13 protein-coding genes and 1 riboswitch are annotated in these 12986 nt (G+C 42.7%); of the genes, 3 read left to right on the plus strand and 10 right to left on the minus strand.

Annotated elements, in window-relative coordinates; all coding sequences use genetic code 11:
• Position 1 precedes the first annotated feature (1 nt).
• Positions 2 to 430: a DoxX family protein gene (locus tag A8O14_RS09000; protein WP_068949792.1), complete on the plus strand. Its 429-nt coding sequence runs from the start codon at positions 2 to 4 to the stop codon at positions 428 to 430.
• Between the two features lie 31 nt (positions 431 to 461).
• Positions 462 to 1013: a flavodoxin family protein gene (locus A8O14_RS09005; RefSeq protein ID WP_068949210.1), complete on the plus strand. Its 552-nt coding sequence runs from the start codon at positions 462 to 464 to the stop codon at positions 1011 to 1013.
• Between the two features lie 69 nt (positions 1014 to 1082).
• Here A8O14_RS09005 and A8O14_RS11635 read toward each other — a convergent pair.
• The 6 genes from A8O14_RS11635 to A8O14_RS09040 all read right to left on the minus strand — a co-directional run bounded on the left by A8O14_RS11635 (position 1083) and on the right by A8O14_RS09040 (position 8106).
• Positions 1083 to 2440, minus strand: a protein-coding gene (locus A8O14_RS11635) for an IS3 family transposase (RefSeq protein WP_099092312.1) whose coding sequence is annotated in 2 segments (ribosomal slippage) — positions 1083 to 1975 and positions 1975 to 2440 — 1359 coding nt in all. Because the reading frame shifts where the segments join, the coding sequence is not laid out codon by codon here.
• Between the two features lie 125 nt (positions 2441 to 2565).
• The gene (locus tag A8O14_RS09020; RefSeq protein WP_068949212.1) at positions 2566 to 3756 is read right to left on the minus strand and encodes an MFS transporter; all 1191 of its coding nucleotides are present in this window, start codon (positions 3754 to 3756) and stop codon (positions 2566 to 2568) included.
• A gap of 115 nt (positions 3757 to 3871) precedes the next feature.
• The gene (locus A8O14_RS09025) at positions 3872 to 4294 is read right to left on the minus strand and encodes a thioesterase family protein (protein ID WP_068949213.1); all 423 of its coding nucleotides are present in this window, start codon (positions 4292 to 4294) and stop codon (positions 3872 to 3874) included.
• A 119-nt stretch (positions 4295 to 4413) separates the two neighbouring features.
• The gene (locus tag A8O14_RS09030) at positions 4414 to 5673 is read right to left on the minus strand and encodes a D-amino acid dehydrogenase (protein WP_068949214.1); all 1260 of its coding nucleotides are present in this window, start codon (positions 5671 to 5673) and stop codon (positions 4414 to 4416) included.
• Between the two features lie 149 nt (positions 5674 to 5822).
• Positions 5823 to 5911: riboswitch (glycine riboswitch) on the minus strand.
• Positions 5912 to 5940: 29 nt separating this feature from the next.
• Complete coding sequence (locus A8O14_RS09035) at positions 5941 to 7110, minus strand: M20 aminoacylase family protein (protein WP_068949215.1); 1170 nt, start codon at positions 7108 to 7110, stop codon at positions 5941 to 5943.
• A 12-nt stretch (positions 7111 to 7122) separates the two neighbouring features.
• Complete coding sequence (locus A8O14_RS09040) at positions 7123 to 8106, minus strand: Bug family tripartite tricarboxylate transporter substrate binding protein (RefSeq protein ID WP_228385060.1); 984 nt, start codon at positions 8104 to 8106, stop codon at positions 7123 to 7125.
• A 119-nt stretch (positions 8107 to 8225) separates the two neighbouring features.
• On the opposite strand from A8O14_RS09040, the gene A8O14_RS09045 reads away from it, so the two are divergent.
• Entirely contained in the window at positions 8226 to 9137 is a 912-nt protein-coding gene (locus A8O14_RS09045) for a LysR family transcriptional regulator (RefSeq protein ID WP_068949216.1), read from the plus strand.
• A gap of 55 nt (positions 9138 to 9192) precedes the next feature.
• Here the strand turns inward: A8O14_RS09045 and A8O14_RS09050 are convergent, their stop codons facing one another.
• From A8O14_RS09050 to A8O14_RS09060, 4 genes are all read right to left on the minus strand, one after another.
• Positions 9193 to 10227, minus strand: a complete 1035-nt coding sequence (locus A8O14_RS09050; RefSeq protein ID WP_228385134.1) for a porin — start codon at positions 10225 to 10227, stop codon at positions 9193 to 9195.
• Positions 10228 to 10262: 35 nt separating this feature from the next.
• Positions 10263 to 10424 carry a porin gene (locus A8O14_RS11945; protein ID WP_228385061.1) on the minus strand — a complete coding sequence of 54 codons (162 nt, stop codon included), beginning with the start codon at positions 10422 to 10424 and terminating at the stop codon, positions 10263 to 10265.
• Positions 10425 to 10697: 273 nt separating this feature from the next.
• The gene (locus tag A8O14_RS09055) at positions 10698 to 11687 is read right to left on the minus strand and encodes a tripartite tricarboxylate transporter substrate binding protein (protein WP_228385062.1); all 990 of its coding nucleotides are present in this window, start codon (positions 11685 to 11687) and stop codon (positions 10698 to 10700) included.
• Entirely contained in the window at positions 11674 to 12984 is a 1311-nt protein-coding gene (locus A8O14_RS09060) for an MFS transporter (RefSeq protein WP_068949218.1), read from the minus strand. Before A8O14_RS09060 ends, A8O14_RS09055 begins: the two co-directional genes overlap by 14 nt.
• Between the last annotated feature and the right edge of the window lie 2 nt (positions 12985 to 12986).

The raw sequence follows: 12986 nt of genomic DNA on the forward strand, positions 1-12986 counted from the left end.
TATGAACGCGGTATGTCAATCAACAGCTAAACCTTTGGCATTGGTAGCCAGAATTTTGTTGGCAGCAATTTTTATTTCGGCTGGGCTATCAAAGCTAGCTGGCTTTGAAGGAACTGTTGGCTATATTGCATCTAAGGGATTGCCAATACCAAGTTTAATTGCGGCACTCACGATTGCTGTTGAAGTGCTTGGTGGTATTGCAATTGTGATCGGTTATAAAGTGCGTGTGGCAGGTCTATTGCTGGCAGTATTTACTTTGCTAGCGGGCTTTATTTTCCATAACTTCTGGGCCGTTCCGGCAGATCAGGCTTACATTCAGAACATTATGTTCATGAAGAACCTCAGTATGGCTGGTGGCCTGCTATTACTGACAGTATTTGGTGCAGGCGGTTTGTCTGTAGATGCTAAAACTGCAGCAAAAGAATCTTAATTAAACATTCGCTATTTCAAAGGAGATCAAGATGGCAAAAGTTGCTGTTGTATTTCATAGTGGTTATGGCCATACTGTAAAACAAGCTGAAGCAGTTGCTAAAGGCGCTAATGGAACTTTAGTCGCAATTGATGCTGAGGGTAATATTACTGATGCGCAATGGGCGACTTTAAATGATGCTGATGCAATTGTATTTGGTTCGCCAACATATATGGGGTCAGTGAGCTGGCAATTTAAAAAGTTTGCTGATGCAAGTTCTAAACAATGGTTCTCTCAGCAATGGAAGGATAAAGTGTTTGGTGGCTTTACCAATTCTGCAACCATGAATGGTGATAAGCACTCCACTTTGCATTATTTCTTTACCTTAGCAATGCAACATTCTGGTTTATGGGTTGGTACAGGTTTAATGCCGTCTAATTCAAAAGCAGCAAAGCGTGATGACATTAACTATGTTGGTTCATCTGCTGGTGCGATGATGCAAACCCCCTCAGACGCAAGCGCTGATGAGGTAAATGCGGGCGATTTGGAGACTGCCAGGCTTTATGGTGAACGGATTGCAGAAATCACCAAGCGTCTCAAATAAGTTGGGTTTAGGTCTTGCCAAATAAAAAGCCACCTTCGTGAACTGACCCCCAAAAGTTGGACAGTTTAGTTAGGTTACCAGAAGGGATTGAGTTCGGTATTGCACCGGACTTAATCCCTTTAGTTTTTGTTTGATTCGATCATGGTTGTAGTAGTGGATATATTCATGTAGCCCCTGCTTAAATGATTCGATCGTCTCAAACTTCTCTTGGTAGAAGAACTCGCTTTTCATGATCCCAAACCAGTTTTCCATGACGGCATTATCTAAGCAATTGCCTTTTCTGGACATGCTTTGGGTAAGGCCTTGTTCTTTTAAAGCCTCCTGATAAAACCCCATCTGATATTGCCAGCCCTGGTCTGAGTGCAGCATGGGTTTATCTTTTGGTTTTAGTTGCTTAAAAGCCTGTTGGAGCATTTGCATCACCATGCTGATCTGAGGACGATCTGTGATCGTATAAGAGATGATCTCTTGGTTATACAGATCTAAGATTGGTGAGAGGTAGACCTTCTCACCCTTTATATTGAACTCCGTGACATCAGTTACCCACTTCTGATTAGGCCTACTTGCTCCAAAGTTACGCTCTAGTAAATTGGGGGCCACCTTACCAAGGGCTCCCTTGTAAGACTGATAGCGTTTAGGTCTGACAGTCGACTTGATCCCCAGCTGAGCCATCAGTTTTTGTACGGTCTTGTGATTGAGGTAGCAGCTCTGGGAGCTAAGCGCTGTCTGCACCCGGCGATAGCCATAGCGACCTTTATGGGCATGGAAGATGGTCTTGATCTGCATCTTGGTGTCGAGATAAGGATCTGGTTTAAAGCTGGCATTATCCCAGTAGTAATACACACTCCTAGGTATTCCAACTACTGTCAAGATCACTTGTAGTGGATAACTCCGCCTTAACTCAGCAATCACTTGGACTTGTTCTTGCTTGCCAAGTGCTTTTGCTGGGCTAAGGCCTCTAACTTTTTTAGATAAGCGTTCTCCACTTCTAAATACTGCGCTTTGCGCAGTAACTCGTCATGTGTCAGCTCAGAAGATGGCCTAGCTAGTAGCGCTGCAATCTCACTTTGTTTTGGCATGGGCGGTCGTCCCTTGGGTTTGGATTGCAAGGCTGCAATACCACCTTCATTGTAGAGTTTTTGCCACATCCAAACCGTGCTTGGAGAAGGGATATTGAAGTGGGCAGCTGCGTAATGAAGGGAGACTTGGTACAAGTCGATGTATTGCAGGACTTGCATTTTGAACGACGCAGTATGGCGCACAGGCTTTGGGTTAAGCCCAGCAATGCCATGGAGCCGATGGGCTAAAATCCAATTACGGACCTGAGCATGACTAATCTTAAATAGATGGGCAACCCGCTTGAGGCCACCAGACTTTAAAAACTCCTTAACTACCTTTAGTTTGAACTGCTTACTGTATTTGCTCATAAAACAAAACCCCCTTGGTTGGACTTGATGTCCAACTTTTGGGGGTCAGTTCACGAAGGTGGTTTTGGTATATCTTGGTGGCCTGAGGCGGAATCGACCAAGCCTAAAGATATCCAATCCTAGCTCTAGACTTGTAATCTTCTAAAGACTTTTTTCAAACCCAAAGTCAGCGGTAGCACCATTAATAATGAGCCAGCAATTAGGGCAATAGTATTAGGGACTCCCAGCCTATCGCCGACAAAACCATAAACAAGGGGTGAAATAGCACCAGAACCAATTGTTACTGTATAAAACACTCCAAATGCTCTTGATCGCATGTGCGGTGGAACTAACTCGGGGACAGTTCCATAAAGCCCAGAGGATGTTCCATTTAAGGCAACACCAACTAATGGCAGCATCAACATAACAACATCAACATTTAGCGGCAAGGTTAAAGCCATCAGAATAGACGTAGCAATCTCTGTTATTAAAGTGGTTTTGATTACGCCAAATCGAGCTGCGATAAACCCGCAAACAAATTTACCTGCGGCGCCACCAGCAAAAGTTAAACTCAGCGCAAAGCCTACCTGCGTGACTGTGGCGCCTTTAGACATTAATAAAAAAGGTAGTAGTGTTAGAAACCCCATACGAGTAGCGCTATCGATAGCAGCAATTGACGATAAAGAAATAAAGCCTAGATTAAGAAAGTTGCTGCCTGCACCTTTTCCGCTTGTATCACTTGATGCCTTATTTAACTGGGTCTTAGAGTGATTGGTAACTGTTGTTTTAGGTAGAACAACTGCTAAGAACATTACAGCCAACAATCCCAAGAGCCCCATCACGCTGGTTACGGTATGCCAATCCCAGACTGCCAATAAAGCCGCACAGAGTGATGGCAACAACACCTTCCCTATATCGCCAGAAAAGTTATATGTGCTCAGAGCACCCCTTAATTCCGAGCCTTCAAAAGCATGGGAAGTTAATGAGGAGGAGAGGGGGTGTTGAACACTTGCGCCAATACCACTAAGAATTAAACAGGCCGCCAAACCTAAAAAACTGGTAGTCCAACCAGACAATAAAAACCCAATTGCCGCAATCAGAGTGCCGAATAGCAATAGGCGTTTTTCACCGACCTTTTCTGACAACATGCTTGATGGAACTTGTAAGGAAGCCATCGCCCCCGAATATAAAGTCTTTAAAGAGCCAACTTCAGCAAGCGATAGACCAAATGCCATTTGCCAAATGGGAAACATGACATACAGTAGGTCGGTATATCCATCATGAAGAATATGGGCACCACAACAAGACCCCAGGATTCTTTTCTTGAGCGCTTTCATAGCAACAATGTAACCGAGCCCAAATGAAAAAACCACCCGAAGGTGGTTTTAGTGTTTCTTGGTGGCCCGGGGCGGAAGCGACCAGGGCCGAGGATGTCAAATCCTTGAGTAATAATTAATCCTGAACAAATTTTGACCTAGCCCGCCCTTCAAATTGCCTTTTGTTGACAATCATTCTCTCGTGGCGACCTCGTGAGATTAAGTCCACCTCATCGTGAGCCTCTACCTGAAATATGAGCTTTCTACCTTCTACGCCAATAAGTTCAACATTCGCAGTCACCTCCATGCCCACAGGAGTGGCGGCCTCATGAGTAACGCTAATGAATGTTCCAACAGCTTGTTCTTCTGGCCAATCTAAATGGGGAATAATCGCCCTCACACAAGCTAACTCAAGGAAGCCAACCAAAAAGCCTGTGGCAAATACTTCTGGCCTTGCTGCAGCCTCACCAGACTCGGGATACATGGCAGGAACGGTCTGACTATCTGTAACTGTAAATTTACATTGATACTTAATGCCTGGCTTTAAGGTGTCTTTCATAAAAGCAATCCATATAAGTTATTAATCAATTTATAACAGAATCTTATGAATAGAAAAATCCGATACTGAGGCTTACTAGGGATAAGCGTTATTTAAAGTAACGCTTATCGACTACTGACTCAAGAAAACTTTAAACTTGCTGGCGAACTAACCTTTTTGGTGGTTTCGCCATACTGGATTACATCACCAATCATTTCAGCAGTACAGGCAGACAAGGTCCAACCTAAATGGCCATGACCAGTGTTGTAATACACATTAGGTTTACTACCTTTGCCAACTTTTGGCATCATCGTTGGCATCATCGGACGCAAACCTGCCCATGGGACTACCGAGCGAGTACTAACTTCAGGGAAGCATTGGTTAACCCAATCAATCAAAGGCTTAATACGATCAGCGCGGATATCGCGATTGATGCCATTGAACTCTGCCGTACCTGCAACACGGAATCGGTCTATCCCAAGACGACTAGTAACAAGCTTAGTTTCATCATCAAGCAGACTCACATTAGGGGCGCCCTCTTGGCTGGCTTTATCGGTCAAATTAACCGTTATTGAATAACCTTTAACCGGATAGACATTGACGCGATCGCCTAATTGAGAAGCCAGATCACGACTTCCAACACCAGCGCACACAACAACATTATCAAAAACGAGTTGGCTAGCATGCCCGTCTTTACTTAGGGTTAAGTTCACACGATTGCCATTGGACTGAACAGCAAGCACTTCATGCTCATAAATGGTTTTAACGCCTAACTTTGCAGCAGCCTCTGACAACCCATGAGTGAACTTATGGATATCACCTGTGGAATCGCTTTCTGTGTAATAACCACCATAATATTTACCGGCTAGCGTAGGCTCAATTTCTTTCATCTCTTGAGGTGTAACGGCAGTACGCCCTAGCCCACCTTCAGCGAGCATCTTAGAGACTTTGCCTGCATGCTCAAAGCCAGCCTGGTCACGATAAATATGCAAGATACCTTCGCGCTTTAAATCAAAATCAATACCCTCTTGCTTTGCCCAAGCAAATAGATGCTTTCTTGCTTCAATTGCCATATGTGCAGTCTGAACGGTATTGCTCTTATAGTTCGGAATCGAGGCAATGAACTCTGCGAACCATGAAATCTTGTGCCAATCAGGCTTGAGATTGATCAAAAGTGGGGCATCTTTTTTAAAGACCCACTTCATACCTTTCATGATCGTTGACCAGTGGTTCCAGACCTCTGCATTAGATGCAGAAAGTTGGCCGCCATTAGCAAAGGATGTTTCCATGCCAGCATAACGATGACGCTCAATTAAAGTGACATCGTAGCCACGCTTCGCCAAAACATAAGCGGTCGTAACGCCTGTGATGCCACCACCAATAATTACAAATGATTTCATTTTTAGATCCTTCAAACGTCAGGGTTACCCATTGCAGATGCTCAAGGGGCCCCCTCTGTTCTGGACCTGAGAGATTCGCAAATATTTAATATTTGCTTGCTCCTTCGGTGTTATTGGATGACGAATACCCAATATCTCTTCAGAGTTTAAAGATCATTTCGGTTCTTTTGCCTGAGAGTTTCCGGGGCGGTTGCTCCTTCGGCGTTGCTGTAAAAGCAATCTCTCCCGAGAATGATTTAAATACCTTTAATACTATACCTTCAAATACTAAGTCTTCAAATATTGCTTCACCAGTTCAGACCAAAATGTTGCGCCAATCGCAATATTTCTATCATTAAAGTCGTAGGCAGGGTTATGCACCATACAAGTTCCTGGTGTATCCCCATTGCCAATAAAAAGATAGGAGCCAGGGATTTTCTCGAGCATAAATGCAAAATCTTCGCTGCCTGATAATGCCGGTCCTTGGCGCGTAATAGCTGCTTCGCCAAAGAGATCAGCCGCCACATTCCGCGCAAACTCTGTTTCTGCCGCTGAATTTACTAAGACCGCATAACCCCTTTTCCAATTCACTACTGCAGTAAGTCCAAAGCTTTCTGCTTGTGACTGCACAAGTTCCTTAATTCTTTTTTCCAGATCAATTCTGACCTGAGGATCTAATGCGCGAACGCTTAATTCTAATTTTGCACGTGCTGGAATTACATTGTTAGCATGGCCAGCATTAAATGCCCCCACTGTTATTACCGCTGATTGTTGTGGGTCAACGTTCCTAGACACAATAGTTTGCAACGCCATCACAATCGAGGAGGCAGCCACGATTGGATCGGATGCTTTATGTGGCATTCCCCCATGACCTCCTACGCCTAAGATCTCTATAGTTGCATAGTCACTAGATGACATGGTTGGACCATCACGAAAAATAAAGTGGCCAACCGCATATCCAGGCATATTGTGTATGGCAAAGATAGCATCGCAAGGGAAGTGTTTAAACAACCCATCCTCCATCATGCGAAGTGCGCCTCCGCCACCTTCTTCAGCCGGTTGGAATATAAGATTTATCGTGCCTGAAAATTCTTTTTTATCAGCAATCTCCTTAGCTGCAGCAAGTAGCATTGCAGTATGTCCGTCATGACCGCAAGCATGCATTACGCCCTCATTCTTGCTAGCCCATTCCAGGTCTGTCTGCTCATTAATAGGCAATGCATCAAGATCAGCCCTTAAGCCAATTGTCATTTCACCATTACCGTTTTTTAGAACACCTACAACGCCTGTTCCGCCTATACCTTCATGTACCTCATAGCCCCAAGACTTTAGTTTTTCAGAAACCAATGCCGCAGTTCTATGTTCTTCAAACGCAAGTTCAGGATGTTGATGAATATCTCTTCTTAGAGAAATAAACTCCTCAACCTCTACCAAATTAACCTCATGCAATTGAGTCATTGATATACCCAATTATTGAGGTTGTAAGTTGATGGATTTTGCAATTGCTCTAAATTGAGCAGTACCGTCACCATAAACTTTATTCAACTCATTTAAGGACAATGGCTTTGCAATCATTAAACTATTGGCATCAAGTCCTGACTTCACAGCTGGGTCTTCAAGTACATCAGCCAAAGCTTTATTCAGAGTTTGCATAATTGGCTCTGGGGTATCTTTCTTCACAAAGTAACCAGTCCAGATGGAGTACACAAAACCCTTAAGACCTTTACTTTCAGTAACTGCAGGGTAATCTTTAACGCTCTCTAAACGCTTAGAATTCAGCATTGCAAGTATTTTGATTCTTCCTTGCTTAGCCAGCTCATCATGTGATTTGCCATATGGCGCCAAAAAGAAATCGATTTGACCGCCGATTAAATCCTGCAATGCTGGTCCAGCACCTTTGTATGGAACATGTGTCATTGGAATCTTAGTCTCCTTGGACAGTTGCTCACCAAGCAAATGATAAAAAGAACCCGGGCCAACACTTGCATAGGAGAGGGGCTTGCCTTCTTGTGCAGATTTTTTTGCAAATGCTAAAAATGAGTCAACATCCTTCACAGGCATATCACTTCTTACTAAAAAAGCGATTTGTACAGATCCGATCATCTGAACAAGACGAAAATCCTCGCTTTTAAATTTAATTGCTGAATTTGCAAGAGGTCCCAAAATTAACTCATTTGGAGAGCCTTGCATCACTAAGTAACCATCCGCTGGTGCATTTAGCACCTTTTGGGCGGCAATGCCACCACTTGCCCCGCCAATGTTTTCAACAATGACAGCCTCACCTAACTTTTTGGAGAGGGGCGGGCTCACAATACGAGCAATCACATCTGAAACACCGCCCGCAGGATATGGAACAACCAAACTTACCGGCTTAGAGGGAAAGGATTGCGCCATGGCAGTGGTTGCAATGGACACAACACCAAACACCAAGGCAAAAAACTTAGTTAATTTCACAGCAGGACCCCTCTTTTATGAATGTAGAGCATATTCTAGGTATGGTTAAATATAATGTCTAATGCATTTTTATATCATTTACTATAATTTCATGTAATAGCTATTATTGGAGAAACAGCATGACACTAACTCAGCTTAGACACATGAGTGAGCTTGCCAAAACCGGCTCCTTCATTAAGTCATCAGAGAATCTATTTGTTACGCAACCAGCTCTTAGCAGAAGCATTAAATCGCTTGAAGATGAATTGGGTGCAAAATTATTTGATCGACAAGGTAGGCACACGACTCTCACTGCATTTGGTGAAGAAATTTTACGCCGCTCGCAAATTTTGCTGGATTTAGCTAAAGACATCAAAGAGACTAATCGGAATTTCAAAAATGGGCTTAGCGGCCAAATTCGAATCGGCATGGGGTCTGGACCTGGCGCGCTGTTGATGACCAAGCTTTTGGAACATATTGCCGTTCACTATCCCCATCTTCATATTGAAGTTGCAAGAGGGAAAACTGGCATGCTCATTGAGTCGCTGAGAGCAAGAAAATTAGATGCCCTCATTATTAATGCTAGATCAATGAAACCAGCGCAAGATTTAAAAATGGAAGTGATCTACGAAACTCCAGGTGCATTCATGGTTCGCAAAGGACATCCATTAAGAAAGCTAAAAAAGATTTCCATTGATGATCTTAGAAAATATCCTATTGCTTCTACAGCCTTAAGTGAAGAAACAGAAAAGACAATCATTGATCGCTATGGAAAAGACGCTAATCTTGATAATCTGGTCAACATAAAATGCAGTGAAATATCAAGCCTAGTGGAGGTAGCACAGCAGAGCAATACTGTACTTCTTGCAATTCGTAATTCTGCACTTGAGCTGGAAGAATTAACTATAACTCCGCCATTAGATGCGACTGCTAGATTTGGATTTGTTACGATCGAAAATAGAACTGAATCTCCACTATTGAAGCACGTCAGAGATTTTATTGAAAAAGATCTCAATGAGAGACCAAATAAAATGGCAATAAAAAAAGAATAAAAAAAACCCGCCTAAGGCGGGTCATACTTTTAATTTTTGGAGATTTAAAGTTTTATTAAAAAGTGTGGCGCATACCTATTGCATAGTTATTTAATCCAGCACTCACTGTTTTACCAGTGGAAGTTGTTGAATTAGATACAGTTGTTTGGCCATAGATTGCATACAAGTTGGTACGCTTACTCAGCCAATAATTAGAGCCAGCTTGCCAACCATTAAAGTTTGCAGTTGGAGAGCCTGATCCCATATAGGTATAGCGCCCAAGCCCTGCAGATGCCCATGCTTCAATTGCAGGAGTGATATAGCTTCGCAACCCAATTTGCTCTGCTGAGCGCCCAAGATAATATCCAGATGAAATTGTCGATGTGGCTTTACGATTCAGGTACTGGGCATAAGCTTTTAATATGCCGAAATCATAAGTAGTACCAGCATAAAATTGGTTATCTTGAACATTTAACGCGTTTCCACCGGGTAATGTAGGCGCAGTAGATGCGCCATTCGCTTGAGCATTAGTCCATTCATGTGAATTTGAAGTTGAAGGAACTGAAGCTGTGTCTGCAGTGGTAAATTGCTTCAAAGCTTGGTAGGCAACTGCTGCATAAAATTTATTATAGGTGTAATCAACACCAAGACCCCATCCACTAGCGTTAGTATTTCCACCCGTAATGGTTGCCCCTGATGTTGTTTGTGTTTCGTTTTTATTATTTAAAGTATAGATACCGCTTGCGGTAAACCCAGCAATTGAATCGGTTTTAAATGACAATGTATTTGCCGTGCGAGCTGTAAAATCAATGTAGCTAGTTCCAGCGCTTGCACTCGAAATTCCCTGCGCACTTGCGTATATGACGTTACCAGTCAGGTTGTTAAAGTTACCTGGATCCGTTGCTAACCCTGCGTTAAAAATTGGCGTGTATTGCAAACCAAGTGCCGCTTGTCCAATACCATTCTTTTTTAGACCAACGAATGACTGTCGATTAAATAAGCCATTATTTGCATTGCCACCTAAGTTTGCATCTTGAGGATAAATTTGAAATTCTGTTGTGAAAAATGCGGACGATCCAACACCCAAGTCTTCAATTCCTTTTAGACCAATACGACTAGAGCTCTCTGCATTCTGACCAAATTGACTTACTGTTTCTTTGTTTCTGCGCCTGTTGTGGGGCTGACTACTCTTGAGTTGCCGCCTACATAACCCGCATCAATAATTCCATACACCGTTACACTTGATTGTGCTTGTACGCCGCTTGCACAAACAGCTGCTAAGCCCGCCGCTGTAATAATCTTTTTCATTTCCTATTTCCTTTACCTTTTAACTTTCAATTAATTTTGGTGACCCGAATGCAAAACCTGCAATCGAAGCCAGTCTAGGTAAAGAACTACATGATGTCTAATGCATTTTAATGACACTTAATATAATTAAATGTAATACATTGCTATAGTGAAGTAGATAAATGAATTCACAATTAATTTCTAAACTTTTGGACGAAAATTTGTAGCAAAAAAAATGCCAACAAAGGCTCAAGCTCTGTTGGCATTCAGAATGAAAATGTGGGTAGCTAGATCTTAATCAGCCTTAATTTGATTTACTGAAATAACCTTTCCCCAGCGTTCAATTTCTTTATTTAGATAAACCCCCAGCTCTTCTGGCGATGATCCTATAGGTTCAGCACCAATACTTTCAAACTTATCCTTAATGGCAAGAGTATTCATACTGGCTACCAAGGCTACATTCAACTTCTTAATAATAGGCTTTGGAGTATTCGCTGGCACAAAAACTGCAAACCAAGGCGTGACATCATATCCTGGTAACCCAGACTCAGCAATGGTTGGTATGCCTGGCAAGGCCTTAGAGCGCTTGATTGTCGTTAAACCGATTGGCCTTAGCTTTCCAGAAAGAATATGAGGCTTTGCAGAAGTGATGCTGTCAAACATGTAATTCACTTGACCGCCAAGTAAGTCAGTCACTGCTGGGCCGCTACCCTTATAAGGAATATGTTGCATATCTATTTTCGCTAACGACGTAAATACCTCTCCAGCCAAATGAATAGAAGTGCCGTTACCTGCTGACGCATAGGTAATCCTTCCAGGCTGCGCCTTTGCATTTGCTATCACATCCGCAACTGTTTTTACGTTAGGCTGGGTAGCATTAGTAACCAATACATTAGGCACAATAGCAATGAGACTAACGGGCGCAAAATCCTTTATCGGGTCATAGCTTAATTTTGGATATAAAAACTTATTGGTAGCCATGCCAATTGAAGTAATCATCATTGTGTAACCATCAGCTTCAGAACGAGCTACTAATTCCGCTCCAATATTCCCGCCTGCACCGGGCTTATTTTCGACAAAGATTGTCTGACCCAAAGATTTGGAGGAGCTATCTGCAAGTGCGCGTGCAATCACATCCATTGCCCCGCCGGGCGGAAAAGGAACAATCCATTTAATTGGCTTAGTGGGCCATTCCTGTGCATTAGCCATACTGAAGTACAGGAATATTGCAGCAATTCCAATGCCCTTTCCTATCCAGGATGGCTTCCGTTTATTTCCCATCATGCCCACTTTTCCCTGCTAATGAGATTGCAATACATGCAATTGCGCCTGGAATTGCGAATGCATAGAAGTTAAATTCCAATGGCAAACCCAAGCTTAACAAAGTACCGCCTAGCACTGGACCTAAAATAGCGCCCACACGACCAATGCCAGAGGCCCAACCAATACCAGTGGAACGAATTTTTAATGGATAGTATTGCGCAACATAGGCATAGAGCAAGATTTGAGAGCCAATTGTGGTTGCGCCTGCAATAGCTACCAATAGATTTAAAACAATGAATGGACTCTTAACACCTAAGAGACTAATTGAAGCGGCAGCGCAAATAAAGAAAATGGTAAGTACCTTGCGTGGATGGAACTTATCGGCAAGCCAACCACCTCCAACCGCTCCAAAGATAGCGCCAATGTTTAGCACCATCAAGAACATTAGGCTTGAACCCATCTCATACCCAGCTTTGTTCATTAGCTTTGGAAGCCAAGATCCCAATGCATAAACCATTAATAGGCACATAAAGAATGAAGTCCAGAACATTAAAGTACTTAATACGCGACCATCTTTAAAGAGCGAAACCAAAGGTACGGAGCTAGAGGCTTTACCTAATGGATAGATATATTCATTAGAAAGCAATGTGCCGCGCTCTGGGGCGATTTTTTTTAATATTTTTCCAGCATCAGAGTTCCGATTTGATTTAATCAAAAATCCAGGTGACTCAGGCAGATAGTAAAGAATGATTGGTAGCAGCAGCAGTGGAATAATGGCAACGAAAAAAACTGAGGGCCAGCCATAGGTCGGAATTAAATAGATTCCTACGCCAGCCGATAACATACCGCCAACTGAGTAACCGCTAAACATAATCGTTACCAGCAGGCTACGAATTTTTTTAGGTGAATATTCAGTCATCAAAGCAACCACGTTAGGCATTACGCCACCAATACCTAATCCAGCAATAAATCGACAGATACCAAACTGCGTAAGGTTTTCTGCAAAACCATTAATAAAGGTAAAGAAGCTAAATAATGTAACGCACATTGCAATAGTCTTTTTTCTCCCTATCTTGTCTGATAACGGCCCAAAGAACATAGCTCCAAACATCATGCCAAATAATGCATAACTACCCAAAGTCCCTGCCTGCATGGGTGATAACTGCCATTCGGCCATTAATTTAGGCAAAACAACTCCATAGATGACGAGATCGTAACCATCAAAAATGATGATTAGACCGCACCAAAATAAAAGACCCCAGTGAAATTTATTAAACCTCGCTTCGTCTATTAACTTATGAACATCAATTTGACTCATGC

The sequence above is a fragment of the Polynucleobacter wuianus genome (genome assembly GCF_001659725.1).
GTDB lineage: Bacteria > Pseudomonadota > Gammaproteobacteria > Burkholderiales > Burkholderiaceae > Polynucleobacter > Polynucleobacter wuianus.

Excerpts from the sequence above, each read along its gene's own strand:
- A8O14_RS09000 (WP_068949792.1), top strand. The coding sequence starts at position 2 with ATGAACGCGGTATGTCAATCAACAGCTAAACCTTTGGCATTGGTAGCC.
- A8O14_RS09005 (WP_068949210.1), top strand. The coding sequence starts at position 462 with ATGGCAAAAGTTGCTGTTGTATTTCATAGTGGTTATGGCCATACTGTA.
- A8O14_RS09020 (WP_068949212.1), bottom strand. The coding sequence starts at position 3,756 with ATGAAAGCGCTCAAGAAAAGAATCCTGGGGTCTTGTTGTGGTGCCCAT.
- A8O14_RS09025 (WP_068949213.1), bottom strand. The coding sequence starts at position 4,294 with ATGAAAGACACCTTAAAGCCAGGCATTAAGTATCAATGTAAATTTACA.
- A8O14_RS09030 (WP_068949214.1), bottom strand. The coding sequence starts at position 5,673 with ATGAAATCATTTGTAATTATTGGTGGTGGCATCACAGGCGTTACGACC.
- A8O14_RS09035 (WP_068949215.1), bottom strand. The coding sequence starts at position 7,110 with ATGACTCAATTGCATGAGGTTAATTTGGTAGAGGTTGAGGAGTTTATT.
- A8O14_RS09045 (WP_068949216.1), top strand. The coding sequence starts at position 8,226 with ATGACACTAACTCAGCTTAGACACATGAGTGAGCTTGCCAAAACCGGC.
- A8O14_RS11945 (WP_228385061.1), bottom strand. The coding sequence starts at position 10,424 with ATGAAAAAGATTATTACAGCGGCGGGCTTAGCAGCTGTTTGTGCAAGC.
- A8O14_RS09055 (WP_228385062.1), bottom strand. The coding sequence starts at position 11,687 with ATGATGGGAAATAAACGGAAGCCATCCTGGATAGGAAAGGGCATTGGA.
- A8O14_RS09060 (WP_068949218.1), bottom strand. The coding sequence starts at position 12,984 with ATGAGTCAAATTGATGTTCATAAGTTAATAGACGAAGCGAGGTTTAAT.